Below are 25830 nucleotides of genomic sequence, written 5' to 3' on the forward strand. Positions count from 1 at the left end.
CCCGGACGCCGATGCGCGGCACACCCGCCGAACGGGCGACGGCGCCTCCCGGAAGAACCGGGAGGCGCCGTCGCCGTACTCGTGTTGTCTCCAGCCGCGACGATCAGCCGGCGGTGCGGTACACCTCGCGGTCGTACTCCCCCTCGACCTCGACGCGCTCGGCGTACGAGAAGTCGTAGGTCGGCAGGTGATCGAAGGCGGGGTCCTCGTCGTCGGCCTCAAGCACCACGGCGCCACCGGGACGACGGAGCCGGGCCGGTGCCGGACGGTAGGTGGGCGCCTGCCGCTCGCGCCGCAGCCTCTCGTCCTCCTCTGCCTGCCGCTTGAGCCGCGCCGCCCGCTGCGCCCGGAACTGGGCCTCACGGATCGCAGTGCGCCGCAAGAAGATCAGGTAGGTGGCGAGCATGGCGACCGCAATGGCGGTGAGCACGATGCCCGGGATGGTCCACACGAAGCAGAGGACGATCGCGATCACGGTGAGCAGCGACAGCCCGCCCACCACGCGCTGGCGTTCGCGGTAACGCATCTGTGCGCGTTCGGTCGGCCGGTCCGGGCCGTAGCCGCCGCGGCCCCGCAACTCACGCGGAACGGGCTTGGGGGCGCGGGCCGGCTTCTTATCGACCACCTCGTCCTCGACGTCGTCGACCAGGTCGTCCGCCTCGTCGTCGTCGAAGTCCTCGTCCTCGTCCTCGTCGACCAGCTCGGCCTCGTCCTCGAGGTCCCCCTCGTCGTCGAAGTCCTCGTCGTCCAGGTCGTCGTCTTCGTCGACGAGTTCGTCGCCGTCGTCCTCGGCGGTCGGCTCGTCGTCCGCGTCGGCCTCATCGATCTCGGCCTCATCGGCCGCAGCCTCTGCGGTCTCCAGGTCGTCGGACTCGGCCACCGGGCCGGGCGCGCTCGCCTCGCCGGCGGTCGCCGGGGCGGTGGAATCGGTCCGGTCCTCGCCGGAGTCCGGGTCCGGTGTCTGCTCAGCCTTCACCACGTCGATCACCTCGGTCACCTCGTTCGCGTTGGTTTCGGTCTTGCCGGATTCGTTCGACGAGGCGCCCGCCGCCTCATTCCCGTGCGACTTCTCTTCGTCGCGCTCCTGGTGCTTCTCGGGAGCCACCCGCTGCACGGTCACCGTCGCACTCTTCTCGACAGGCGACTTCTCGGCAGCAGTCTTCGCCGCCGACGTCTTCTCGGCCGCAGCCTTTCCGGCAGAGACCTTCTCTTCTGCCGTCTTCGCCGCTGCCGAGGTCTTCTTCTCCGCCGAACCCTGCGATCCCGAACGCACGGCGGCCGAGCGCGCGGAGCGCTTCACCACGTAGTCGGGATTGGACGGATGCCGGCTGGCCGACCGTCGGCGCTGCGGAGTGGCGGTACCGCCGCGGTGCAGCACGCGGGTGCTACCGGCCGCCGCCGTGGTCTTCTTCACCTCGGGCCGACCGCGCAGGACCATCGGCAGTACCACGAGCAGCCACACCGCGATCAACGCGATCCACAACACCGATGACGTCGCCATACTCCTGGTCCTCCTGTCCTGCGGTCGTCCGAAGGCCGAATTCGGGCGGAATGCAGCCAGAATTCAATCTAGAGCGAGAACCCGTCGCCGCGGCTCAGGCGCGCCGCCGGAGATCCTGAGAGGTTCCAGCACACAACCGCGGGCAGCCAGACCCGGAGAGGACCCGATGGCTGTGTCAGAGGGTGTCGAGGATCCGGGCCCGGGTGCGCTGATACTCGTCGTCGCTGATCGCCGCGGCCGCGCGCAGACCGTCGAGTTCGCGGAGCCGATCGGCCGCAGACCGGGAATCGGCAGACCGGGAATCGGCAGGGCCGGAAGCGCCCGGACCGTTAGTGCCCGAACCGGAAGCGCTAGGACCAGTAGCCCCAGACCACGAAGCAGCAGGGCCGGCAGCGCCGGGACGGGCAGCAGCAGCCCGGAAATCAGCGGTACGAACATCCGTGACCACCTGCGGCGGCGCGGTGGCACTGGCCTGCTCCCAGCGCTGCAGGACGTCCATCACCTGCCGGTGAACCTCGGGGCGGTCGCGCACATCGAGCGCGCCGTCGAGCGGCAGCCCGTTGCGGTAGAGGATGGAGATGATCTCCAGCAGCGGCTCGGACTGCCCGGTCAGGTCGACGGTCCGCCCGTCGGCCACCGAGGTGAACTTGGCCGGCGCCAGACCGCCGACCAGCGCACTGGCGTCCCAGTCGATGTGCAGTTTGCGGCTGCCCGGATCCATCAGCACCACCAGCGAACCCAGGTGCACCAGCGGCTGCCGCAGCACCGGCACCCGCGCCTTGACCTGGGCGGTGAACGGCTCGGTCTGGCCGTCGTCCACCCGCAGCCGGAACCGCATCACCGGTTCCTCGTTGATGTAGGTGCCGGTCTGCTGCACCGATTCGACGCCGGCGAGCAGCAGCTGCCCGTGCAGGCGCCGGTCCGAGGCCGCGCTCCTGCTCGTCTGGACCGCGACGAACAGTCCCACTGCGATCAGCACGTCCAGCACGGTGAAGCCGATCCCGGTCCAGAGCATCCACTCGGTCCCCGGCTCGTCGAGCAGCAGGTAGCAGACCAGGAAGGCCGGACCGACCAGCCCGCAGAGCAGGACGAATCCCAGGATCTTGAGGAAGTCGGCCACCTGGCTGCCGAGGGAGTCACCGGCCGGGAGCGAACCCGGACGCGCGGAAGGCTCTGTCATACGAACAGATTAAGGGTCAGCCGACGGCCTTGCCCGATCGGACCAGGGTCTCCACGGCGCTGCCGACGATCTCCTCGGTGGTGATCGCGAACAGCAGGTGGTCGCGCCACCGTGCGTTCACGTCCATGTACCGCCGCAGCAGTCCCTCTTCCCGGAACCCGAGTTTGCGCAGGATCGCCTGGGAGGCACCGTTTTCCGGCTGCACCGTCGCTTCGAGGCGATGCAGTCCCACCGGCCCGAAGCAGTGGTCCACCCCGAGCGCGACCGCGGCGGTGGTGATGCCCTGACCGGTGTGCCCGGCGTCGATCCAGTAGCCGATCCACGCGCTGCGGACAGCTCCGCGCTGCACATTGCCCACCGTCAACTGGCCGACGTACCTGCCATCCAGCTCGATCACAAAGGGCAGCACGGTGCCGCGCTTGGCTTCGGCCTTGAGCACCGAGAACAGCGGCGCCCAGGAGCCGGGCTGATGCCGCGCATCCCACGGCCCCACCCCCGTCGGCTCCCACGGCAGCAGCGTGTTCTGGTTCTTGATGCGCAGCGCGCTCCACTGCTTGGCGTCGCGCATCTTGATCGGCCGGACCGTCACCACGCCCGCGGGCACCCGCAGCGGCCCGAGCGTGGCGGGCCATCCGGGATGGTTCGGCGAGTCGACGAGCCAGGAGAGCATGGGTGGATTCTATGCAGCCGCAGGTGTTCTCAGCGGTCGTTCGACCGGCTCAGCCGCGCTGCGCGAGAAACATCACGCGCACCCGGTCGCCGGTCTCGTGCTCCTCGACGTCCGGATCCACCAGGATCAGGCAGTTGGCCTCGGCCAGTTCGGCGAGCAGCATCGAGCCGCCGGTCTCGGACTCCCCCACCACCTGCACCAGGTATTCGCCGGACCGCTCGTCGCGCATCAGCTGGCCGCGCAGAAAGCCCTGCCGGCCGGGAATCGATGCGATCGGGCCGATGGTGCGGGCGGTGACCACCCGCCGCTTGGGCTGGCGTTTGCCCAGAGCGATACGGATCAGCGGGCGCACCATCACCTCGAAGGCCACCAGCGCGGTGACCGGGTTGGCCGGCAGCCAGAAGGTGGGGATCTCGTCCTTGCCGAGCAGCCCGAAGCCCTGCACCGAACCCGGATGCATGGCGATCCGGCCGATCTCCAGGTCACCGAGATCGGCCAGCGCCTCGACCACCTCGCGGGAGGCGCTGCCGCCGACGGAGCCGCAGATCACCACCACTTCGGCACGGATCAGCTGGGCCTCGACGGCCTCGCGCAGCTGGTCGGCGTCGCGGGCGGTCACGCCCACCCGGTGCACCTCGGCGCCGGCGTCGCGGGCGGCGGCGGCCAGCGCATAGCTGTTCACGTCGAACACCTGGCCGGGGCCGGGTTCGCGGTCGATGTCGACCAGTTCGTTGCCGACGGCGATGATCGCCACCCGCGGCCGCGGGTGCACCAGCACCCGGGTGCGGCCCACCGCGGCCAGCAGCGCCACCTGCGCCGGGCCGATCAGCGCGCCCTCGCGCACGGCCACGTCGCCGGGCTGCACGTCGTCGCCGATTCGGCGCACGTAGTCGCCGGTCTCCACGGCGTGCCCGATCATCACCCGTTCGTCGCCGCCGTCGGTCCAGCGCACCGGCACCACGGCGTCGGCCAGGGTGGGCATCGGCGCACCGGTCTGTACCCGCACCGCCTGCCCCGGCTGCAACCGCACGGGGGTGCGGGAGCCGGGCTGCAGATCGCCGACCACCGGCAGATGCACCACCAGCTCGGCGCCGTCGCCGGGCGCGGTCACCTCGATGCCGGCCGCATCCACCTCGTCGAGCTCGTCCGGCGCGGGCTGTCCGGCGAGGGTCACGTCCACCGCCCGCACGGCGTAGCCGTCGACGGCGGCCTGGTCGAAGCCGGGCATGGGAGCGGTGGTAACCACCTCTTCTGCGCACAGCAGGCCCTGAGCTTCGGAGATCGCGACCTGGACCGGCCGCGGCGCGACCACGGATGCGGTCACCAGGCTCAGGTGATCCTCCACTGAGCGCATCAATGTCTCCTCCCCGTGCCGGCCGCCCGCCGGCATCGTCCGGATGGGTTCGCGATCGAGGCTAACGGTCCCGGCGCCCCGCGCGGGGCAGGCTCACCGAAGTACGACGGCGGGAAAGCTCAGTCGGACAGCCGCCGGACCAGCCATTCGCGCAGTTCCGGACCGTAGTCGTCGCGGTCGAGCGCGAAGTCGACGGCGGCCTTGAGGTAGCCGCCGGGGTTGCCCAGGTCGTGCCGGGAGCCCTCGTGCACCACCACGTGCACCGGCTCGCCCTTCTCGATCAGCAGCGCGATCGCGTCGGTCACCTGCAGTTCGCCGCCGGCGCCCGGGGTGATCTCGCGCAGCGCGTCGAAGATCTTGCGGTCGAGGATGTACCGGCCGGCCGCGGCCAGGTTGGACGGCGCCTGATCGGCCGGCGGCTTCTCCACCATGCCGCGCACCCGCTTGACCCCGGGGGTGGCCGGGTCGGCGTCCTCGACGTCGAAGACGCCGTAGGCGCTGATCTTGTCGCCGGGCACCTCGATGGCGCACAGCACGCTGCCGCCGTAGGTGGCGCGGGTCTGCGCCATCCGGCTCAGCACCCCGCCGGGCAGCACCAGGTCGTCGGGCAGCAGCACCGCGATCGCGTCCTCGTCGTCGGCCAGGTCGGCCTCCACGCAGCCGATGGCGTGACCGAGCCCGAGCGGCTTGTCCTGCACCACCGAGGCCACCTCGAGCAGCGACGGCGCATTGCGCACCTTGGCGAGCATCGACTCCTTGCCCCGCGCGGCCAGCGTGTGCTCGAGCACCAGGTCTTCGACGAAGTGGGCGACGACGCCGTCCTTGCCGGGCGAGGTGATGATCAGCAGCCGTTCGGCGCCGGCCGACTTGGCCTCCTCGGCCACCAGCTCGATGCCCGGGGTGTCGACCACCGGGAGGAGCTCTTTGGGGACGGTCTTGGTGGCCGGCAGGAAGCGGGTGCCCAGACCTGCGGCGGGGACCACCGCGGTGCGCGGGATCTTGATCGACATGGCAGTCAGCTTAGTGCGGCCTTCTGGCAGAATCTGGTCCGAGGGCTGGGCCGTTCCTGTGAGTCGGCCCACCGCCGCCGCCCAGGTGCGCACCCGGCGCCGCCGGGGGCACACCGGAAGTAGGGACCCACCATGAGCACGGACACCCCGCGCACGGACGGGCCGGACGCGAGTCCAGCACCGCATCTGGAGAAGGCCCGGCTGCGGACCGGTCTGCTGGCCGCCCGGGACGCGATGTCGCCGTTCATCCTCAGCCAGTCGATCGCCGAGCTGGCCGAGTGGATGTACCGGCTGCCGGTGGAGCTGGCGCCCGGCGACACCGTGGCCGCCTATGTGGCCACCCGCCGCGAACCGGGCGGCATCGCGATGCTCGACGCGCTGGCGGATCAGGGCCTGCGGGTGATTCTGCCGATCGTGCCCGAGGGCGAGCCGGACCGGCTGCAGTGGGGCGTCTACACCGATGAGCGCGAGCTGGAGCCGGGCCGGTGGAATCTGCTCGAACCGATGGGACAGCGGCTCGATCCGGACACTCTGGTGCAGGCCGAGCTGATTCTGGTGCCGGCGGTGGCCGTGGACCGGCGTGGGGTGCGCCTGGGCCGCGGCGCCGGCTACTACGACCGGACGCTGGCCGGCATGCGGGCGCCGATCGTCGCCGTGGTGCACGACGCCGAGGTGGTGGACGCCCCGCTGCCCGAGGACGAGAACGATGTGCGGGTGAACCTGATCCTCACCCCCGGTGCGGGCTTCACCCCCGTCGACGGCTGACCACCCTGCGGGTGCGGCCGGGGCGACGACACGCCACCGGCGGGGCCGCCGGACGGCCCGTACGCTGGGGTCATGGCACGCACCAAGTGGAACGACCTGACCGATCAGCAGAAGGCGGCGATCATCGCTGCGGCCGCCGTGGACGGCGGTCTGCGGCTGTGGGCCGGCCGCGATCTGGCGGCCCGGAACCGGCACGAGGTGAACGGCCCCAAGTGGCTCTGGGCGGCAGGACTGTCGACGATCAACTCGCTGGGAGTGCTGCCGGCGCTGTATCTGCTGCTCGGTCGGCGCAGGCGGGCCGCGGACGCCGCGGCGTCCTGAGGAATCAGCCGGCGGCGGCCGGGGTGCTCGAGCTGGACGAGCTGCTCGAGGACGAGCTGCTCGACGAGGACGAACCCGAAGAGGAGTCGCCGCCCGACGACGAGCTGCTGGACTCGCCGGACTTCTCGGCGGCCACCGAACTGGAGCCGGAGCGCGAATCGGTGCGGTAGAAGCCGCTGCCCTTGAACACGATGCCCACGGAGTTGAAGAGTTTGCGCAGCTTGCCCTGGCACTGCGGGCACTGCGTGAGGGCGTCGTCCGAGAACGACTGCACGATGTCGAACTTGTTGTCGCACTCGGTGCACGCGTAGCTGTAGGTGGGCACTGAAACCTCCGGGACGTCAAAGACTGATGATCAGTGTACCGCCCGGCTGGCACTCGGTCTTCCCGAGTGCCAGTGAGGGGGCGCCGGGCCTCTTCTCAGCCGATCACCCGGGTGTTGCGGTCGGGTATCCCGTCGGCGTTCATATCGGGCGAGCGCGGGTGCCGCGCATCCCAGCGCAGCAGGGCCGCGCCGACGACGGCCGAGGCCAGCGATCCGGCTAGGACGCCGGCTTTGGCGGCGGCGACGTGGTGCTCGTCGCCGGGGAACGACAGTTCGGCGATCAGCAGGGCGACGGTGAAGCCGATGCCGGTGAGGAAGCCGACCGGCAGCAGGTCGCGCAGGCCGATCGCGTCGGGCAGCCGCAACGGGGTGAGCCGGGTGACCAGCCAGGTGGTGCCCAGCACGCCGATCACCTTGCCGGCCAGCAGACCGGTGAACGCCGCGATGCTCACCGGACCGATCATCGATCCTTCGCCCACCACCGTGACCCCGGCGGCCGCGAAGGCGAACAGCGGCAGCGCGAGGAACGACGAATAGGGCGTCACCCGGTGCGCGTACTGCAGCGTGCGCGGCAGGGTCTCGCCGGCACCGGCGACGGCCGGGACGGTGAAGCCCAGCAGCACCCCGGCGACGGTCGCGTGCACCCCGGAGGCGTGCATCAGCGCCCACGCGATCACGGCCAGCACCAGCAGCAGCGGCCAGGGCCGCCACCGGGCGCGCACCGCCAGCCCGAAGACGACGATCACCGCCAGCGCACCGAGCAGCGGCCACAGGTCGATCCGTTCGGTGTAGACGGTGGCGATCACCAGGATGCCGAGCAGGTCGTCGACCACCGCCAGGGTCATCAGGAAGACCCGCAGGGCGATCGGCAGGCCGCGGCCGAAGACGGCCAGCACGGCCAGCGCGAAGGCGATGTCGGTGGCCGACGGGATGGCCCAGCCGTGGGCCGCGCCGTCGGCGCCGCCGAGGCCGACCACCGCCAGATACAGCAGCGCCGGGACGGCCATGCCGCCGACGGCCGCGGCGATCGGAACACCGGCGCGCCGCGGATCGCGCAGGGCTCCGGCGACGAACTCGTGTTTGAGTTCGGCGCCGACGGTGAAGAAGAAGACGGCCAGCAGTCCGTCCGACGCCCAGTGCGCCAGCGTCAGATTCAGGTCCAGCGCCGCAGGCCCGACGGTGGTCTCGAGCAGCGCGTGATAGCTGTCGCGTCCGGGGACGTTGGCCCAGACCAGGGCGATGGTCGCGGCGAGCAGCAGAAGCAGCCCGCCGCCGGTGTCCCGATCGATCCGGACGCGCAGCCGGGCAGCGGTCACTAGTGCACCATGCTTTCTACGGACCCCTTCGGGGTGTTCGTGAGAGGAACTCGACGGGGATCGAGGTGACGGCCTGTGGCGGTCGCCCTTGCAGGGCCTGCATGACACTGCCGCCCTCGGTCTCGTCGGGGTCGTGGACCGGTTTCAGGAAGACGCGCCGCAGAGCGCCGGTTAGTGACCATCCGGTGATCGACCTCGCTGCCGGGTTGTCGCTGCCAACAACTGGAGAACCTGTGATGTCCATTTCGGATGACCGTCCACCTGAAAACACGCCGGCGGTGTTCGTCGGTATCGACTGGGCCTCGGCGGATCACGCCGTCTGTGTCCTGGACCAGACCGGCCGTGTCGCCGCCCGGTTCACAGTCGATCACTCGACTGAGGGGATCACCTTGCTGATCCGCCGCCTGGCCGGCTACGCCCCCGATCCGGGGGACGCGCCGGTGAGTATCGAGCGGCCCAACGGCCGCCTGGTCGACCTGCTCCTGGAAGCAGGGCATCCGGTGGTGCCGGTGTCGCCGAACGCGATCAAGACCTGGCGTGAGGGTGAAGTGATCTCCGGTGCCAAGTCCGACGCCGGTGACGCACAGGTGATTGCCGAGTACTTGCGGATGCGTCTGCATCGTCTGGCTCCGGTGAGGCCGTACTCGCCGCAGACCAAGGCGTTGCGGACAGTCGTACGCACCCGCGACGACGTTGTTGCCCTGCGAGTGCGGGTGGTCAACCAGCTCCGCACCTTGCTCGAAGCGCAATGGCCCGGAGCGACAAGGGTTTTCGCTGACCTGGACTCGTCGATCGCGCTCGCGTTCCTGCTGGCCTATCCGACCCCGAACGCCGCTGCGCGCCTCGGCGAGAAACGCATGGCCGCGTTCTTGACCAAGAACGGGTACTCCGGGCGCCGCCCTGCCGGTGAGGTCCTGGCCCGACTGCGCGAGGCGCCCCCGGGGATCACCGATCCCGTGCTCAGCGAAGGACTGCGCGACAGCGTCCTGGCTTTGGTGAGGATCCTCCAGGCCATCAGTGCCGCCGAATCCGATCTCGGCAAGAACGTGATCAAGCATCTGCAGGCACACCCGGACGGCGCGATCTTCACGTCGCTGCCAAGGTCGGGTCAGATCAACGCCGCCCAGATGCTCGCCGAGTGGGGCGATGCCCGTCAAGCCTACGACAGCCCCGACGCCGTGGCTGCCCTGGCCGGACTGAGCCCGGTCACCAACGCCTCCGGTAAACACCACGCCGTGCACTTCCGCTGGGCGTGTAACAAACGCTTCCGCCTCGCGATGACCACCTTCGCCGACAACAGTCGGCACACCAGCCCCTGGGCCGCAGACATCTACGCCAGAGCCCGGGCCCGCGGGCACGACCATCCCCACGCGATACGAATCCTCGCTCGAGCCTGGACCCGCGTCATCTACCGCTGCTGGCACGACCACCAGCCCTACGACCCAACCCTGCACGGAGCAGCGAAAACACTGCAATCCGCCGCATAAGGTTGACTCAGGAAGTGTCATGCGGGCACCCCGCTCATGCAGCTGTCCGTCTCGGTGCGGCTCCCGGTGTCATGCGGTCATTGTTTCAGACCGCCGGGCGGGTCCGTCAACCAGCGGGCTGGGGTCTGGAGGCCTGGGGCCTGACGATCTGGGGCCCAAAAAGGCTGCGGACTGGGGTTGTGGACGGGCGTGCACCCCGGGCGCCGGCTGTGGACGACGGGCTGGATGCGTGGGCGGCGGCGGACTGCACTGGGCCCATGGGTACGCCAAGCCGCACGAGTACGGGGCACGGGCCGGGCAGCGCCGCCGGGCATCGCGGCCGATCGCCGGACCGGCTGGCGACGAGCCTGCCCGACCGGTTGCGGGAACGGCTGCGGCCGGGCCGGCTGCGGTCGCTGCTGGTGCGCCGGGTGCTGGCGGCGGCGCTGCTGATCGCGGCGGTGGTGCTGCTGGCGGCCGGGCGGAGCGATCCCGGGGAGCCGGTGGTGGTGGCCGCAGGAGCGCTGACGCCGGGCCGGGCGCTCACCGAGGCCGATCTGTCCGTGGTGCGGATGGACACCCGCGGACTGTCCGGGCTGCTGCACCACCGCGATCAGGCTGTGGGGCGGCGACTCTCGGGGACCCTCGGCGCCGGCGAACCGGTCACGGCGAGCCGGCTGCTGGACTCGCGGCTGCCGGCGGCGCTCACCGGCGAGCCGTCGGCGCGGCTGGTGCCGGTGCGGCCCGCCGATCCGGCGCTGGCCGGGCTGCTGCGGACGGGCGACGTGGTGGATGTACTCGACGAGCACGGCACCGTACTGGCCCGCAAAGCCGTTGTCGCGGTGCCGGTGTCCGTGGCGTCGTCGGGCATCGGCGGCGGCCCGGCCGCTCCCCCGGTGCTGATCGCCATGCCAGAGCCGGCGGCGCTGCGGGTGGCCGCGGCCGGTCTGGTCTCGGCGATCGCCCTGGTGATCCGCTGACAGTGAGCAGAGGGCCGAGCAGACGGTGGGCGCAAACCACGCGAATCGGCTCGCGGAGTACGCAATCCGGCGGCTTTCGGTCACAAAACGGCTGCGGATTTCTGCGGGAATGCGTCTGGAGTCGCTCGCACACTCAATCTGTGGTTTAAACTCGTGCGCGCAAGGGCAACATCACGAAGACCCATTTCATCCGTTGTCTCCGCTCTTCGAAAGGACGGACGTGCTCAAGGGATTCAAGGAATTCATCCTCCGGGGCAACGTCGTCGAATTGGCCACCGCGGTCATCATCGGCGCCGCTTTCACTGCGATCGTAACCGCATTCACCGACAAGATCATCAGCCCGCTGCTCGCGGCCATTCCCACCGGCCAGGACTGTGGCCAGACGATGGCCACCGGCGCGGACTCCACCCAGGCCGCCGCGGTGCAGGTCTGTGGTCTCTCGTACCTGATCAAGGACGGTGCGCCGGCCACCGAGATGGACTTCGGTGCGCTGATCGCGGCGATCATCAACTTCATCATCGTGGCCGCGGTGGTCTACTTCCTGATCATCGTGCCCTACAACAAGCTCAATGAGCTGCGCGGCCTGAACACCAGCGAGGAGTCCGAGGAGGCTCAGGTCACCCTGCTGACCGAGATCCGCGACGTGCTGGTCGGCAAGAAGCCGGAGCCCGCCACCGAGGGTGCGACCGCCGTGTTCTCCACCGCCGGGGCGGCAGCCGCCGGAGCCGCAGGTGCAGCAGGCGCAGCCGGGGCCGGAGCCGTCGACGCACCGCGCGCGCCGCGGCCGGATCCGCTGAACGACCCGCTGCCGCGCACCGAGCCGGCGTCCGGTCCGATCGATCCGCTGGGTCCGCGTCCGCAGGCACCGGGACCGCAGGGGCAGGGTCCCCAGGGCCAGGCACCGCAGGGTCAGGCGCCTCAGGGTCCGGGCCAGTACGAGCCGCCGCAGTTCGAGCAGCCCCAGTACGAGCAGCCGCAGTACGAGCGCCCGCCGTTCGAGCAGCCGCGCTACGAGCCGGGTCAGTACCAGCAGTTCACCCCGCCGGAGAACCGGCCGGGCGGCTACAACACCGGCAGCATTCCGCCGGTGCAGTACAACCCGGGCGAGAATCCGGTGGAGCAGCCGCCGGTGGACGGACCCGACGGTCCGGAGAACCCGGACGGCCCGCGCCACTCGCGCTGACCTCCGCGACGACGACCGCCGCCCCGCACTCATCGAGTGCGGGGCGGCGGTTCTCTGTCTGTGTTCTCTGGCTGGGGCCGGGTACCGGCGGGGTTTTCTGGCCGGCGCCGGGTACCGGCGGGGAGGCCGGGCCGGCGGTGCCGGAGGCTCAGGCCTCGCGGCGGTAGCTCTCCAGGTCCCGGCCGAGCTCGGCGAAGAGCGCGTGGTTGAGGGTGAAGGCCTTCTTCACCTCCGCGACGATGCGGTCGCGCTCGTCGGCGTTCAGGCCCTCACCGAGGGCATCGAGGTGGCGACGGTACTCGTCCTTGTAGGGCTTGGTCTTCCCGATCTCGGGGAAGGCGTAGAAGGCTACGCCCTTGCCGCCGAGCCCGAAGTTGCGGTCGAGGAGGGCACCGATGGCCTGTCCACCGGACAGGTCGCCGAGGTAGCGGGTGTAGTGGTGGGCGACGAACAGCCCGCCCCAGACCGCCGAGGCGGCGATCGCCGAGGCGTATTCAGCGGCGGCCTCCGACTCGAGCTCGGGCGCACCGTCCGGGGCCCAGAAGGCCAGATCCTCGTCGAGGGCCGCGACCCGCTCGAGCGCCGGGTCGTAGACCTGCGCCACCAGCGGATCCTCGGCCAGCGCGCGGCCGACGTTCTCCAGGGTGGCGTAGACGGTGCGCAGCCGGGTCAGGTAGGCCACGTAGCCGGCCTCGTTGACCCGGCCGGCCAGCAGCTCGGAGACGAAGAGCGAGGTCTCGGCCTCGTCGTGTTCGGCCGCGGAGCCGTCCTTCATCGCCGCAGACAGCGACCAGCTCTCGACGTCGGTCCGGTCGAGCGATGCGGTTGTCATTACTTCTCCTTCGGTCGGCTACCCCGTGCCCCGTGCGGTGGGTGGTACTGCGATCTGCCCGCCCCGCACACTGTTACTAAGGGTACCCTAATTTCTACTCATATGGCGGTGCGCACGTTCTGCACTGCCTCAACGGTGCGGCCCCGGCCGGCATTCCGGCCGGGCGCATTACATCCATCATGCCGGTAATCGGACCGGCCCGCGCACCGTATTGAGCCCGCCGGCACCGGCCGACGGGCTCAAGACGATAATTCTACCCGGCTCAGCGCCGGGGCCTGCAGGTCAGCCGATACTGAACGGCTTCCCGTACAGGGTCACATTGCCCTTGAAGGTGTCGGTGGAGACCTGGACATTCACAATCGTCCGGGCTTCCGCAAAGCCGGCACAGCCGTCGACACCGAAGCGTTCCTGACTGTAGGTGACACCTCCGACACCCTTTGCGAAGGTGAAGCTGTTAGTAACCTCGTCACCCACCTTCACCCTGATCACCGGGACGAACTTGGCGTCTCCAGGCGAGAGGGTGAAGCCAGCCGTCGGCCCGTTCGTCGAGTCATCGTCCGGCGCAACCACGTCCGAGAAGTCCGGAACCGTCGTTGGAGCCGATCCCGAGGCCGCCTCAATGACAGCGGCCGCGGTGTCACCGAGCGCAGTGGCCAGGGCATTCCCGTCGGCGGTGATCCCAGAGTCCGCTCCGGCTTGGGCCCCGAAGTTCAGCTGACAGCCAATGAGGTAGCCCGGAGTAACACTCGCACCCTCGATGTCTCCGCCAGTGGTCACCTTGATCTTGCCGGAGAGCCAGACTTCTCGAGAGAAGGGGTTGTTGGCGACCGACTGCTGAATGGAGGACTTCTGGTCGTAGACGCGGATACTGACGCTGCCACCGCCAGCCTTCTTGGTCTTGCTGATACCAGGCAGGCTGGCTGCATCAGCAGCACCCGCGGTGAGCACCGTGGCAGCGCTCGCACTGGTCACCGCTACCAAGGCCGCCAGTGCCAGGCACTTGTGTCTAACCGTCATGGGTCAGCCGATACTGAAGGGCTTGCCGTAGGCCGTGACATTGCCCTTGAAGGTGTCGGTGGAGACCTGAACAGTCACCTTGGGCATAGCCTCTGCGTAGCCGGCGCAACCGTCCACACCGAAACGCTCCTGGCTGTAGGCCACGCCACCGCGAGCGTTGGTGAAGTTGAAGCTGTCGATCTCGCCCAGCTTGATCACCGAAACATACTTCGCCTCACCCGGCGAGAGCGAGAAGCTCCCCGACGGCCCCGCCGTCGTATCACCCGACGAAGCATCCGGATCAGTGCTATCGAAGGTCCCGTCTAGCCCCCCGCCAGCACCGAAATTGAGCTGGCAACCAACCAAGTAGCCAACGGCGACATTGCCGCCCTTCACTTCCCCGGAGGTTCCTACTTTGACCTTGCCGGAGAGCCAGACCTCACGAGAGGTGGGCACGTTGGTCACTGCCCGGGTGATGCGCACCGACTGGTCAGTGAGCTTGATGGTGACGCTCCCGGCCTCGCCGAGGTTCTTAGTCTTAGTGACGCCGGGCAGTTTGCCCGCGTTCGCGGCGCCGGCGCCCACACCGGTCAGGCCGATGACGGCGGCGCTCGCCAGAGCGGTGCCGGCCAGTACGCGAGATTTGATCGTGGTCATCTCGTTCTCCTAATCGTCTGGTGCCGGTCAGCCGAGGCTGAACTTGCTGCCGTAGAGGGTGGACTGGACGAAGCCGCTGTCGCCCGAGAGCTCGTCGTCCTCGGTGGAGAGGCCCTCGGCTGCGATCACCTGGACCGCGGAGCGGGCTTCGGCGTAGCCACCGCACTTCTGCACATCGAGGTGGAAGCCGTCGACCAGCAGGGTGGCCTTGCTCTTCTTGATGGGCATGGAATCCGAGTGCACGAACGCCACTTCTCCGGGCGTGAGCGGAATCGAGAGAGCACCGCTCAGCGAACCGCTACTGGCGAGAATGTCGATCGCACCGGAGAGTCCGCCTTCGAGGCCGTCGATGTTCACCTGGCAACCCACCAGGTAGCCCACCGTCATCGAGCCGGTGCCCTTGGACAGCGTGGCGGAGTAGGTGCCGGAGACCGCCGCAGCGCGACCCGCGCCGTTGTTGGCCACCGAGCGCTGAATCCGGGCGCTCTCACCGGAACGCTTGATGGTGACCTTCTGGCCGTCGATACCGGTGGTGGTCTTGCTGCCCCCCGGCAGCTTGGCTGCGTCTGCGTGGCCGGCGCCGACGGCTGCACCCGAGATTCCGATCGCTGCAGCGGCCCCCAGGACCACGGCCTTGCGCATGATCTGCTTGCGCATATGTGTTCTCCTCGCTGAACTAAGGGGACCCATTCGGCCACCCGTCGGATGAGAACGTTATCGGATCGCGATATAGCGCGCTATCGCGTTGCAAAGCCATTTCGTTACAGCTGAATGACATGCGGTAAACGGTCTATGTCCTGCGAATTACGGTAATCGTGAGCACAATCGCATAAGCCCTGGCACTGCTATCAGCCGTGATGCGGTGGCCGGTTCTCCTCGTACCAGCTCCGACCCTTCCCGCTGTGACGCTTCTCACTGGGCTTGCAGTCATCGCGGGGCAGGTCGTCGCCGAAGATCTCGTCGATCCGGCGCTGACGTCGCCACTTCTCGGTGGCATCTACGTCGGTGTGAGAGGTTTCCGGAGTGCCGGTCCCGTCCGGCCCGGAACCGCCGGTGCGCCCTGAACCGTCAGGGCGCACCGGGCCGTCCGAACTCACCGGGCCGTCAGAACTCACTGAGCTGGTCGACGATGAAGTGCGAGAGCGGGATGAGGGTGGCCATGCCGTCGCGCACCGCGGCGCGCGAGTTGGCCAGATTCACCACCAGCGTCTGCCCGGACACCCCGGCCAGACCGCGGGAGAGTCCGCCGTCGGCGGCGCCGGCGGCCAGACCCGAACTGCGCAGCGCCTCCTCGATGCCGGCCAGCCGCCGGTCCAGCAGGGGCTCGGTGGCCTCCGGGGCCACATCGCGGTCGCGCACGCCCACGCCGCCCACCGAGACCACCAGGTCCACGCCGCCGATCACCGCGGTGTTGAGCGCATTGCGGATCTCCACCTCGTCGCCGGAGACGGCCACGGTGGCGTCCACGTGGTAGCCGCCCTCCTCGAGCAGTTCGCACACCAGTGGACCGAGCAGCGACTGGTCCTCGCCGTGCGCGGCGCGGTCGTCCACCACCACCACCAGGGCGCGGTTGGCGGCACCGGGATCGTCGGTCACCCCGGTGAGGCTGCGGGCGGCCGCATCGGCCTGGGCTGCTTCCGGATCATTCAGATCGGTCATCGTATTCATCTCTCCTCGACTTCGCTCAAGTGTCTCAGGCCGTGCCGAGTTTGACGCTGACCGTCTTATCCGCACCGCGGAAGCTGTACCCAATCGTCACCTGATCGTTGGGCGCGTGGGAGCGGATCGCCGCGATCAGTGCCTCCGAGGAGGCGATCTTGCGATCGTCCACCGAGGTGATCAGTGCGCCCGCCGGAATCCCGGCCGAGGCGGCGGCGCCCCCGCGCGAGACCGAGTTCACCAGGGCGCCCGGCGAGGTGAGGTCGCTGTTCTCGCGGACCGTCACCCCCAGGCTGGCCATGGTCACCTTGCCGCCGTCGAGCAGCTGCTGGGCCACTCGCATGGCCTGGTCGATGGGGATGGCAAAGCCCAGCCCGATCGAGCCGCCCGACCCCGACGACTCGCCCAGGGTGGCGATCGCGGTGTTGATGCCGATCAGCGCGCCCGACGAGTTGACCAGTGCGCCACCGGAATTGCCGGGGTTGATCGCGGCGTCGGTCTGGATGGCGTCGATCACCGACTCCACCGAGCCGTCGGCGCCCGAGGTGGACACCGGCCGGTTCAGCGAGCTGATGATGCCGGTGGTCACCGTGCCGTCCAGGCCCAGCGGCGAACCGATCGCGATCACGTCCTGGCCCACCGACACGTTCTTGGAGGTGCCCACGGTGATCGGGCGCAGGCCCGTCTTCTCCGCCTTGAGCACGGCGATGTCGGAGGTGGAGTCGGCACCGATCACCCGGGCCTTGGCGCGGGAGCCGTCGTTGAAGCTCACCAGCACCTCGGAGGCCGGGCGGCTGCCGCCGGCGCTCACCACATGGTTGTTGGTCAAGATGGTGCCGTCCTCACTGAGCACCACTCCCGAACCCGAACCCACCTCGTTGCCGGCCGCCACGGTGATCGACACCACCGACGGCAGCACCTGGGCGGCCACATCCTGCACCGATCCCGGCGCGGCCTCGGGCTGGTTGGTCATGGTCTTGGTGGGCAGCGCGGCCGACCGGGTGGACGACGAGTCGTCGTCGCGACCGGCCATCACGCCGATCGCACCGCCGACACCACCGGCCACCAGGGCCACCAGCAGGGTGGCGAGGGCGATCATCGGCCAGCGTCGGCCCGACCGTCCGTCCGAACCCGAGCCGGATCCGCCGGGCTGCTGCGGCGGCACCTGACCGCCGTACGGCTGGCCCGACGCACCGGGCGCGGCCCCGTACGGGGCGGTCTGCGCCGCGGTGGGCACCGGCTGCGGACTGGTCACCGGATCCACCGAGGCCGGGAACGAGCCCGTCGCATACGGATACTGATAGGACTGCGGGGTGGTGCGCGGCACCTGAGCATCGGAACCGGAGGCACCGGCGCCGTATCCGGGTGACGTCGGGACCGAGCCGCTACCGGCCCCGGATTCGGGCGGGGACTGCCCCGCCGCCCGGAATTGGCCGGTGTCGAACTGCTGCGTCTCCCCCGTCGGATCGCCGGCCCCGGACGGATCCCGTCCCTCGGAACCCTCGGGCCCCCACCAACTGTCGCTTCCGCCATTGGTCATGCGGATAACCCTAAGCGACTTTCCTGTGAGAATTCCTCAGCAGTCCTGTGGAGAGTCCACTGGTCGGCGGACATCTGGGCGCGCCGGGCCTGCCCGGCCGCCACCTGTGTACTACGGTCAGTAGGAGATCACCAGTTCACAGGAGTGGCGTATGGGATCAGCTCCCCAGATCGCCGTCGTCCCGGCACCGCGCGCGGATGCGCCGCGCAGCCCCGCCCGGGCACCACGGCCGTCGAGTATCGCCCTGAAGGTGACCATGGCGGTGACCGGCACCGTCTTCGCCCTGTTCGTGCTGGTGCACATGATCGGCAACCTCAAGGCCTACACCGGCGCCGAGCACTTCGACCCGTACGCGCACTGGCTGCGCACCCTGTTCGAGCCGCTGCTGCCCTACGAGGGGATGCTGTGGATCCTGCGCACCGTGCTGCTGCTCTGTCTGCTCGCCCACGTGGGGGCGTCGATCGTGCTGGTGGTCCGGGCCCGCCGCGCCCGCGGCCGGTTCCGGCGCACCGGCATGGGCTGGCGGCGGCTGCCGGCCACCCTGATGCCCTACACCGGGCTGGTGCTGCTGGTGTTCATCGTGGTGCACATCCTGGATCTGACCACCGGCACCGCGCCGGTGGCCCCGGAGAACTTCGAGCCGGCCACCCCGGAGACGGCGCACGCCTACCACAATCTGGTCGAGAGCCTCTCCCGCTGGCCGATGGCGCTGTTCTACATCGTGGTGATGGTGCTGCTGGGCCTGCACCTGGTGCACGGACTGCTCACCGCCGCCAACGACTTCGGCGTCACCGGCCACCGGGTGCGCCGCTACTGGGCGCTCGCCGGTGCGGTGATCGCCGGGGCCGTGGCCGTGGGCAACATCAGCATTCCGGTCGCCGTCCTCACCGGGGTGGTGAGCTGAGATGAGTGACGCCGCAGAGCCGTCCGCCTCCCACACCGCCTCCGATCCGGGCGGCGGGTACCGGATCGCCCACAACCTGCTCGACTCCGGTGCGCCCGACGGGGATCCGGCCACCGCCTGGCAGCGCCGCCGCGACGACTACCGGCTCGTCGGCCCGCTGAACCGTCGGAACTTCACGGTGATCGTGGTGGGCACCGGCCTGGCCGGCGCCGGCTGCGCCGCCGCCCTCGGCGAACTCGGCTACACCGTGCACTCGTTCACCTACCACGATGCGCCGCGGCGGGCGCACAGCGTGGCCGCGCAGGGCGGCATCAACGCCGCCCGGGCCCGGACCGTCGACAACGACTCCCTGCACCGCTTCGTGGTCGACACCGTCAAGGGCGGCGACTACCGGGCGCGGGAGGCCGACGTCTACCGCCTCGCCGAGGAATCGGTGCGGGTGATCGACCACCTCGACGCCATCGGCGCCCCGTTCGCCCGCGAATACGGCGGCACCCTGGCCACCCGCAGCTTCGGCGGGGTGCAGGTCTCGCGCACCTATTACACGCGCGGGCAGACCGGCCAGCAGCTGCAGGTGGCCGCCAGTCAGGCGCTGCTGCGGCAGGTCGCGGCCGGCACCGTCACGCTGCACACCCGGCAGGAGATGCTCGATCTGATCGTCGCCGACGGGCGGGCCCAGGGCATAGTCGTGCGGGATCTGGTGACCGGCGAGCTCAGCGCCCAGACCGCTCACGCCGTGGTGCTCGCCACCGGCGGCTACGGCACCGTCTTCTACCAGTCCACCCTCGCCCGGCAGTGCAATGCCACCGCCGCCTGGCGGGCGCACCGGCGCGGGGCGCTGCTGGCGTCGCCGTCGTTCGTGCAATTCCATCCCACCGCGCTGCCGGTGAGCGCGCCCTGGCAGTCCAAGACCACCCTGATGAGCGAGTCGCTGCGCAACGACGGACGCATCTGGGTGCCGGCCGCCGCCGGCGACGACCGGCCGCCCGGCCAGATCCCCGACGCCGAACGCGACTACTACCTCGAACGCAAATACCCGCGCTTCGGCAACCTCACTCCGCGCGACGTGGCCTCGCGGGCCGCCCGCGAACAGATCGAGAGCGGGCACGGAGTAGGGCCGCTGCGCAACAGCGTCTACCTCGACTTCGCCGACGCCCTCGCCCGCCACGGCCGGGACACGATCGCCGAACGCTACGGGAATCTGTTCTCGATGTACCACGACGCCACCGGCGAAGACCCCTACCGGCAGCCGATGCGCATCGCCCCGGCCGCCCACTTCACGATGGGCGGACTGTGGTCGAACTACGACCAGATGACCACCATTCCCGGGCTTTTCGTGGGCGGTGAGGCCGGCTGGGGCTATCACGGCGCCAACCGGCTCGGTGCCAACTCGCTGCTCTCGGCCTGCGTGGACGGCTGGTTCACCCTCCCCTACGCGGTGCCGGACTATCTGGCCGGGCTGCTCGGTGCCCCGCCGCTCGCCCAGGACGACGAGGCGGTGATCACCACCGCGCAGCAGGTGCAGGAGCGGATCGACGCGCTGACCGGCGTGGGCGGCACCGTCGGGCCGGGGGTCTTCCACCGGGAGCTCGGCGAGATCCTCTATCGCGGCTGCGGAGTGGCCCGCAGCACCGACTCGCTCACCACCGCCCTCGGCGAGATCGGCGAGCTGCGCGAGCAATTCTGGTCGCAGCTGCGGGTCACCGGCAGCCCCGGCACGCTCAACCCGGAACTGGAGAAGGCCGGCCGGGTGGCCGACTTCCTGGAGCTGGCCGAGCTGATGTGCGTCGACGCCCTCGACCGCGACGAATCGTGCGGGGCGCACTTCCGCGTCGACCATCAGACCGGCGACGGCGAGGCCCTGCGCGACGACGAGCACTGGTGCTTCGCCTCGGCGTGGGAGACCCGCCCGGACGGCACCGCGGTGCGGCACCGCGAACCCCTGCACTTCACCGCGGTGCCGCTGGCCACCCGGAACTACCGATGACCGGGGGAAGCACCGATGACAGGCAGCGCAGTGATGACGGGGAGGGCGCGATGACCGGGGACCAGCAGGCCGGACGGACCGTGACCGTCCAGGCGTGGCGGCAGGCGCACGGGCAGGCACCCGGACGCTTCGAGAGCTACCGGGTGGACGGGGTGACCGACGAGATGAGTCTGCTCGAGGTGCTCGACCTGCTCAACGACCGGCTCGTCGCCGAGGGCACCGAACCGATCGCCTTCGACTCGGACTGCCGTGAGGGCGTCTGCGGCGAATGCGGGGTCACCGTCAACGGGCGCCCGCACGGGCCGACCGCCAACACGCCGTCGTGCCGTCAGCATCTGCGGCAGTTCCCCGACGTCGACGTCTTCCGCATCGAGCCGCTGCGCTCGGCGGCCTTCCCGGTGGTCAAAGATCTGGTGGTGGACCGCTCGGCGCTCGACCGGGTGATCGCCACCGGCGGGCACGTGGCCGTGGACGCCGGTCAAGCCGGCGACGCCGACGCCACCGCGGTACCGCACCAGCGCGCCGAGACCGCGCTGGACTTCGCCGCCTGCATCGGCTGCGGCGCCTGCGTGGCGGCCTGCCCCAACGGCTCGGCGCATCTGTTCACCGGCGCCAAACTGCTGCATCTGGCCGAGCTCACTTATGCCCGGGCCGAACGCGGCCGCCGCGCCGGCGCGATGACCGCCGCCATGGAGGCCGAGTTCGGTCCGTGCTCGTCGTTCGGGGAATGCGCGCAGGTGTGCCCGGCCGGTATCGAACTGTCGGCGGTGGCCGCGGTGAGCCGGGAGCGGCTGCGCCGCGGGTGGCGCCGCAAAGACGACTGACCGCTCCGGCGCTGGCCTACGATGACCGGCATGACGCGAAAGCCCGACTCCGCGGCCGCCCAGCGCGCCAGCGCCACCTATGCGCTGCGCAAGAAGCTGCCCGACAATCTGCTCGGCAACACCCTGTTCTCGCTCGGCATGGTGGCCCGGGTCCCCTACTTCGGCACCGTGCTGCCGCTGGTGCAGGAGATGCGTCCCGGCTACTGCCGGGTGACCTCCCCCAACTGGTTCGGCGTGCACAATCACATCGGCACCTTTCACGCGATCGCCGCCTGCAACCTGGCCGAGGCCTCGATGGGCATGCTGATGGAGGCCACCACACCCACCTCGCACCGGTGGATCCCCAAGGGGATGACCGTGCAGTATCTGGCCAAGGCCGGCACCCGGCTCACCGCCGAAGCCGAACTGCCCGAGCCGATCGACTTCTCCGCGATCACCGAGGGCGTCGACGTGGTGGTCCCGGTCCGGATCTGCGACACCGCCGGCACCGAGGTGGTCCACGCCGAGATCACCACCTGGGTGACCCCGGCATGAGGGCCCCGAGGCGGCGTAGCGCCGCGGCAGCTCTGGCGGCGGCGGCCGCCCTGACCCTGACCGCCTGCAGCAGCGTCGACGGCACCGCCGTCCCGGAGCTGTCCAAGGTCCGGACCGGCACCACCGGTGATACCAGGACCTCGAGCACCTCGAGCACCTCGGGCGTCCCGGACAGCAGCACGCCGTCGGGCACCGCGGAGGTCCCGCGCGAGTTCCCGGTCTCAGGCAATCCGTCGTCGCCGGTCACCGTCACCGTGGTGCAGGACATGGCCTGCCCGGCGTGCAAGCAGTTCCACGAGGTCTACGAGGACACCCTCGACGATCTGTCCGACGATCCGGACGTGCAGCTGCAGTACCGGGTGATCGCCTTCCTCGACCGGATGAGCAACGACGAGTACTCCTCGCGGGCGGCCAACGCCCTCTATTGCGCCTGGTCGATCGGTGCGGACTCGCGCGACGCGGAGTGGATCGACGACTGGACCGACTACCAGGAGGAGCTGTTCGAGAAGCAGCCCCGCGAAGGCGGCGACGGCCTGTCCGACGCCCGGCTGGTGTCCCTGGCCGACGGCGACTTCCCCGGTCTGGACATCTGCGTCGAGCAGCAACGCTTCGGCGCGGCCGTCACCGCGAACACCGACCAGCAGCTCGACGATTCCGATTTCCAGGGCACTCCGACCGTGCTCGTCAACGGGAAACGTCACGAGCTGAGCAGCCCGCAGGACCTCAAACAAGCGGTCGACGCGGCCAAGCGCTGATCGGCACCGGTACTGTTGGGGCGTACCTTTCCGGCCGCAGCGCCGGCACTGCCATACACCGAAGGACCTGATTCGTGAGTCAGAACCGTGTCATCGACCCGCGGGCCGCCGAGCGGCGCCGGTCACTGCTCATCATGATCATCTCTGCCATCGTGCTGATCGCCGTGGCCGCCGTGGTGATCATCTGGGCCGTGAACAAAGATTCCGACGACACCGACGCGGTCGGCGGCAGCGAGGTGCCCACCGTGGTGACCAAGGACGGCGCGATCCGGGTCACCAAGGCTCCGGCCGGCACCGATCCGGCCGCCGTGGTGACCCTGATCGAGGACTTCCAGTGCCCGGCCTGCCACCAGTTCGAGACCTCCTACGGTCCCACCCTGGCCAAGCTCGCCGAGAACCCGAACGTGGCGATCGACTACAAGACCATCACCTTCCTCGACAACGGCGGCTCCACCACCAAGTACTCGAGCCGCTCGGCCAACGCCTCGCTGTGCGTGGCCGAGGCCACCGGCAAGGACGGCGACATGAGCACCTGGCTCAAGTTCCACAACCTGCTCTTCCAGAACCAGCCCGACGAGGGCGGCGAGGGTCTGAGCAACGCCAAGCTCAAGGAACTGGCCAAGGAGGCCGGCGCCCCCGACGTGAACTCGTGCATCGACGACAAGTCGTACGGTCAGTGGCTGCAGCAGCAGAACGACGCCGTGGTCTCCGACTCGAGCTTCGCCGGCACCCCGACCGTCAAGATCAACGGCAAGAAGGTGGAGCTGAGCACCCCGGAGGCCTTCGAAGCCGCCGTGCTGGCCGCCGCCTCGGCTCCCGCGCAGTAACCGACCATGAGCGAGCAGAGCAACGACGACGACCGCCGGGCCACCACCGGCGACGCGCCGGATACCACCGGCGATGCACCGGTCGCCGCGAGTTCGGTGACCGGGTCCCGCGAGACCGGGTCGGGGCAGACCGGGTCGGGGCAGACCGGGTCTGAGCAGACTGGGTCTGAGCAGACTGTCTCGGGGCAGACCGGCTCGGTGGCCACCGCACCGGTGGAGGCCGCGGCGGTGTCGGATGCACCGGGGCCGGATGCACCGGCTTCGGATGTAACGGCGGAGGCCGCGGCCGGTGAGCGTCCGGCCGGCGAGTCGTCGGCGCTCGGCGGTCTGCTGGAGCCGCTGCGCACCTCCATCACCGCCTCGGTGGTGATGCTTGCCTGCGGCATCATCGGCCTGGTGGCGTCGTCGGCGCTGGTGCTCGAACGGATCGAGCTGGCCCTGGATCCGAACTACGTCCCCTCGTGCAGCATCAACCCGATCCTGTCGTGCGGCACCGTGATGAAGACCGAGCAGGCCAGCTTCTTCGGTTTCACCAACACGGTGCTGGGGCTGCCGGCGTTCGCGGTGATCATCACCACCGGTGTGCTCGCGCTGGGGCGGGTGAAGCTGCCGCGCTGGTACTGGATCGGCCAGACCCTCGCCACCACACTGGGTTTCATCTTCGTCAACTACCTGGCGTTCCAGTCGATCTACCGGATCAACGCGCTGTGCCCGTACTGCATGGTGGTCTGGACCGTCACCCCGATCATCCTGGTGCTCAGCTTCCGGCAGGCTCTCGGCCGGGGCCGGGTCTCCACGGCGCTGCGCGACGGCGCCTGGGTGGTGCTGGTGGTCTGGTACGCGATCATCATCCTGATGGCCGGCGAGCGCTTCTGGTACTACTGGAAGACCCTCTTCTGAGCCGCCCGTCTGTTGAGCCGCCCGTCTGTTGAGCCCTCCGTCTGCTGAGCCGCCGCGTCCGCTCAGTGCGCGAACTGCGCCATGACCGCGGTGATCTGCTCGCGCACCCGCTCCCCGGGAACACCCCAGCCGGGCTGGTAGCCGTAGATCTCCCGCAGCGGCGCGGTGGAGACCGTCTGATCCACCGGGTCCACATCGTCGGGACCGATCAGCACCGGGTGCGCCACCCCGACGGCCTCGGTGATCTTCAGCAGGTCCCGGCGCAGGGCCACCAGATAGTTCTCGGCGCGCACCGCCTTCACATCCGGGTCGAGCCCGCGGGCCAGGCGCGCGTCCTGCGTCGCCACACCCGCCGGGCTTGCCGCTCTGGCAGCGCTGAGCCTGAATGCAGCCGACGGAGAGCATCGCCTCGCGGCCGACGTTCACCATGTCCACCCCGAGCGCGAAGGCCACAACCGCGTTCTCCGGAATGCCGAGCTTTCCGGCACCGATGAAGGTCACCGCGTCGGTGAGACCGGCCGCGGCGAACCGCTTGTAGAACTCGGTGAAGCCGATCCGGAACGGATAGGAGACGGAGTCGGCAAAGATCAGCGGCGCCGCACCGGTGCCGCCCTCACCGCCGCCGATCGTCACGAAGTCCACGCCGCGCGTGCCGTCGGCCATCAGCGCGACGAGGTCGTCCCAGAACTCGAGGTGGCTCACGGCGGCCTTGATTCCCACCGGCAGTCCTGTCGCGTCGGCGATGAGTTCGACGAAGTCGAGCATGGAGTCCATGTCGTGGAAGGCGGTGTGCCGACTCGGTGAGGCGCAGTCCTCACCCACCGGGATGCCGCGGATCTGCGCGATCTCCGGGGTGACCTTGGAGCCGGGCAGCAGACCGCCCAGGCCGGGTTTGGCGCCCTGGGAGAGTTTGATCTCGATGGCCTTCACCGGGGCCGAGGCGACCACCGCCGCGAGTCGATCCAGATCGAAGCGGCCGGCCTCGTCCCGGCAGCCGAAGTACGAGGTCCCGATCTGGAAGACCAGGTCGCCGCCGTTGCGGTGATACGGCGAGATGGACCCCTCCCCGGTGTTGTGCAGCGCACCGGCGCTCGCCGCCCCGCGTTTGAGCGCCTCGATCGCGGTGTGCGAGAGCGCCCCGAAACTCATGGCGGAGATGTTGACCACCGACGACGGCCGGAAGGCGTGCCGGCGGCCGCGCGCGGACCCCAGGATCTTGGCCGACGGCAGCGGCGCCCCTCGAGGCTGTGCAGGCCGGCCCCGGCGAAGGTCCGGTGCTTGATCACCGCGCGCCCGTCCAGATTCTCCACGTCGTTGTCGGTCCCGAAACCGAAGTAGGAGTCC

At 69.8% G+C, this 25830-nt stretch carries 25 protein-coding genes and 1 pseudogene; 12 read left to right on the forward strand and 14 right to left on the reverse strand.

What is annotated here, in order from left to right; translation table 11 throughout:
* Window positions 1-103 precede the first annotated feature (103 nt).
* The 5 genes from glpR to ACJMNC_RS16055 form a co-directional block, all read right to left on the reverse strand.
* Complete coding sequence (gene glpR, locus ACJMNC_RS16035; protein ID WP_408948962.1) at window positions 104-1501, reverse strand: gephyrin-like molybdotransferase receptor GlpR; 1398 nt, start codon at window positions 1499-1501, stop codon at window positions 104-106.
* Between the two features lie 175 nt (window positions 1502-1676).
* Entirely contained in the window at window positions 1677-2681 is a 1005-nt protein-coding gene (locus ACJMNC_RS16040; RefSeq protein WP_408948963.1) for an SHOCT domain-containing protein, read from the reverse strand.
* Between the two features lie 16 nt (window positions 2682-2697).
* Window positions 2698-3351 carry a GNAT family N-acetyltransferase gene (locus tag ACJMNC_RS16045; protein ID WP_408948964.1) on the reverse strand — a complete coding sequence of 218 codons (654 nt, stop codon included), beginning with the start codon at window positions 3349-3351 and terminating at the stop codon, window positions 2698-2700.
* Window positions 3352-3400: 49 nt separating this feature from the next.
* A complete protein-coding gene (gene glp / locus ACJMNC_RS16050) occupies window positions 3401-4705 on the reverse strand; it encodes a gephyrin-like molybdotransferase Glp (protein WP_408948965.1) in 1305 nt (434 codons plus the stop codon).
* 119 nt (window positions 4706-4824) lie between these two features.
* The gene (locus ACJMNC_RS16055) at window positions 4825-5715 is read right to left on the reverse strand and encodes a UTP--glucose-1-phosphate uridylyltransferase (protein WP_408948966.1); all 891 of its coding nucleotides are present in this window, start codon (window positions 5713-5715) and stop codon (window positions 4825-4827) included.
* 132 nt (window positions 5716-5847) lie between these two features.
* Between ACJMNC_RS16055 and ACJMNC_RS16060 the strand changes: the two genes are divergently transcribed.
* Entirely contained in the window at window positions 5848-6480 is a 633-nt protein-coding gene (locus ACJMNC_RS16060) for a 5-formyltetrahydrofolate cyclo-ligase (RefSeq protein WP_408948967.1), read from the forward strand.
* Between the two features lie 72 nt (window positions 6481-6552).
* The gene (locus ACJMNC_RS16065) at window positions 6553-6801 is read left to right on the forward strand and encodes a hypothetical protein (RefSeq protein ID WP_408948968.1); all 249 of its coding nucleotides are present in this window, start codon (window positions 6553-6555) and stop codon (window positions 6799-6801) included.
* Between the two features lie 4 nt (window positions 6802-6805).
* Here ACJMNC_RS16065 and ACJMNC_RS16070 read toward each other — a convergent pair whose 3' ends face one another.
* Together ACJMNC_RS16070 and nhaA are read right to left on the reverse strand one after the other, a co-directional pair.
* The gene (locus ACJMNC_RS16070; protein WP_408948969.1) at window positions 6806-7126 is read right to left on the reverse strand and encodes an FmdB family zinc ribbon protein; all 321 of its coding nucleotides are present in this window, start codon (window positions 7124-7126) and stop codon (window positions 6806-6808) included.
* A gap of 95 nt (window positions 7127-7221) precedes the next feature.
* Window positions 7222-8442, reverse strand: a complete 1221-nt coding sequence (gene nhaA, locus ACJMNC_RS16075; protein WP_408948970.1) for a Na+/H+ antiporter NhaA — start codon at window positions 8440-8442, stop codon at window positions 7222-7224.
* A gap of 236 nt (window positions 8443-8678) precedes the next feature.
* Between nhaA and ACJMNC_RS16080 the strand changes: the two genes are divergently transcribed.
* The 3 genes from ACJMNC_RS16080 (at window position 8679) to mscL (ending at window position 12071) form a co-directional block, all read left to right on the forward strand.
* Entirely contained in the window at window positions 8679-9929 is a 1251-nt protein-coding gene (locus ACJMNC_RS16080) for an IS110 family transposase (RefSeq protein WP_408948971.1), read from the forward strand.
* Window positions 9930-10186: 257 nt separating this feature from the next.
* Window positions 10187-10888 carry an SAF domain-containing protein gene (locus tag ACJMNC_RS16085; RefSeq protein ID WP_408948972.1) on the forward strand — a complete coding sequence of 234 codons (702 nt, stop codon included), beginning with the start codon at window positions 10187-10189 and terminating at the stop codon, window positions 10886-10888.
* Between the two features lie 220 nt (window positions 10889-11108).
* Window positions 11109-12071: a large conductance mechanosensitive channel protein MscL gene (mscL, locus tag ACJMNC_RS16090; RefSeq protein WP_408948973.1), complete on the forward strand. Its 963-nt coding sequence runs from the start codon at window positions 11109-11111 to the stop codon at window positions 12069-12071.
* Between the two features lie 148 nt (window positions 12072-12219).
* Here mscL and ACJMNC_RS16095 read toward each other — a convergent pair whose 3' ends face one another.
* The 6 genes from ACJMNC_RS16095 to ACJMNC_RS16120 all read right to left on the reverse strand — a co-directional run bounded on the left by ACJMNC_RS16095 (window position 12220) and on the right by ACJMNC_RS16120 (window position 17755).
* Window positions 12220-12903: a heme oxygenase (biliverdin-producing) gene (locus tag ACJMNC_RS16095; RefSeq protein ID WP_408948974.1), complete on the reverse strand. Its 684-nt coding sequence runs from the start codon at window positions 12901-12903 to the stop codon at window positions 12220-12222.
* Between the two features lie 282 nt (window positions 12904-13185).
* Window positions 13186-13875, reverse strand: a complete 690-nt coding sequence (locus ACJMNC_RS16100) for an MspA family porin (RefSeq protein ID WP_408948975.1) — start codon at window positions 13873-13875, stop codon at window positions 13186-13188.
* Between the two features lie 48 nt (window positions 13876-13923).
* A complete protein-coding gene (locus ACJMNC_RS16105) occupies window positions 13924-14556 on the reverse strand; it encodes an MspA family porin (RefSeq protein ID WP_408948976.1) in 633 nt (210 codons plus the stop codon).
* A 27-nt stretch (window positions 14557-14583) separates the two neighbouring features.
* The gene (locus tag ACJMNC_RS16110) at window positions 14584-15213 is read right to left on the reverse strand and encodes an MspA family porin (RefSeq protein ID WP_408948977.1); all 630 of its coding nucleotides are present in this window, start codon (window positions 15211-15213) and stop codon (window positions 14584-14586) included.
* 447 nt (window positions 15214-15660) lie between these two features.
* Window positions 15661-16215: a molybdenum cofactor biosynthesis protein B gene (locus tag ACJMNC_RS16115; RefSeq protein ID WP_408948978.1), complete on the reverse strand. Its 555-nt coding sequence runs from the start codon at window positions 16213-16215 to the stop codon at window positions 15661-15663.
* 34 nt (window positions 16216-16249) lie between these two features.
* Window positions 16250-17755 carry a trypsin-like peptidase domain-containing protein gene (locus tag ACJMNC_RS16120; RefSeq protein WP_408948979.1) on the reverse strand — a complete coding sequence of 502 codons (1506 nt, stop codon included), beginning with the start codon at window positions 17753-17755 and terminating at the stop codon, window positions 16250-16252.
* Window positions 17756-17906: 151 nt separating this feature from the next.
* On the opposite strand from ACJMNC_RS16120, the gene ACJMNC_RS16125 reads away from it, so the two are divergent.
* The 7 genes from ACJMNC_RS16125 (at window position 17907) to ACJMNC_RS16155 (ending at window position 24486) form a co-directional block, all read left to right on the forward strand.
* Window positions 17907-18659: a succinate dehydrogenase gene (locus ACJMNC_RS16125; RefSeq protein WP_408948980.1), complete on the forward strand. Its 753-nt coding sequence runs from the start codon at window positions 17907-17909 to the stop codon at window positions 18657-18659.
* Between the two features lies 1 nt (window position 18660).
* Window positions 18661-20646 (forward strand): fumarate reductase/succinate dehydrogenase flavoprotein subunit, encoded by a 1986-nt coding sequence (locus ACJMNC_RS16130; protein WP_408948981.1) that lies wholly within the window; start codon window positions 18661-18663, stop codon window positions 20644-20646.
* A 50-nt stretch (window positions 20647-20696) separates the two neighbouring features.
* Window positions 20697-21470: a succinate dehydrogenase/fumarate reductase iron-sulfur subunit gene (locus ACJMNC_RS16135; RefSeq protein WP_408948982.1), complete on the forward strand. Its 774-nt coding sequence runs from the start codon at window positions 20697-20699 to the stop codon at window positions 21468-21470.
* Window positions 21471-21500: 30 nt separating this feature from the next.
* The gene (locus ACJMNC_RS16140; protein WP_408948983.1) at window positions 21501-22004 is read left to right on the forward strand and encodes a hotdog fold domain-containing protein; all 504 of its coding nucleotides are present in this window, start codon (window positions 21501-21503) and stop codon (window positions 22002-22004) included.
* On the forward strand, window positions 22001-22759 hold the full coding sequence (locus ACJMNC_RS16145) for a DsbA family protein (protein WP_408948984.1): 759 nt from the start codon (window positions 22001-22003) through the stop codon (window positions 22757-22759). Before ACJMNC_RS16140 ends, ACJMNC_RS16145 begins: the two co-directional genes overlap by 4 nt.
* A gap of 74 nt (window positions 22760-22833) precedes the next feature.
* On the forward strand, window positions 22834-23586 hold the full coding sequence (locus ACJMNC_RS16150) for a DsbA family protein (RefSeq protein WP_408948985.1): 753 nt from the start codon (window positions 22834-22836) through the stop codon (window positions 23584-23586).
* A 6-nt stretch (window positions 23587-23592) separates the two neighbouring features.
* Window positions 23593-24486: a vitamin K epoxide reductase family protein gene (locus tag ACJMNC_RS16155; protein WP_408948986.1), complete on the forward strand. Its 894-nt coding sequence runs from the start codon at window positions 23593-23595 to the stop codon at window positions 24484-24486.
* A 62-nt stretch (window positions 24487-24548) separates the two neighbouring features.
* Here the strand turns inward: ACJMNC_RS16155 and ACJMNC_RS16160 are convergent.
* Window positions 24549-25830, reverse strand: a pseudogene (locus tag ACJMNC_RS16160) (glutamate synthase-related protein); the annotation flags it as partial.

Origin of the sequence: Gordonia sp. VNK21 (assembly GCF_046098115.1) — a bacterium.
In the GTDB taxonomy this organism is placed as follows: Bacteria; Actinomycetota; Actinomycetes; order Mycobacteriales; family Mycobacteriaceae; genus Gordonia.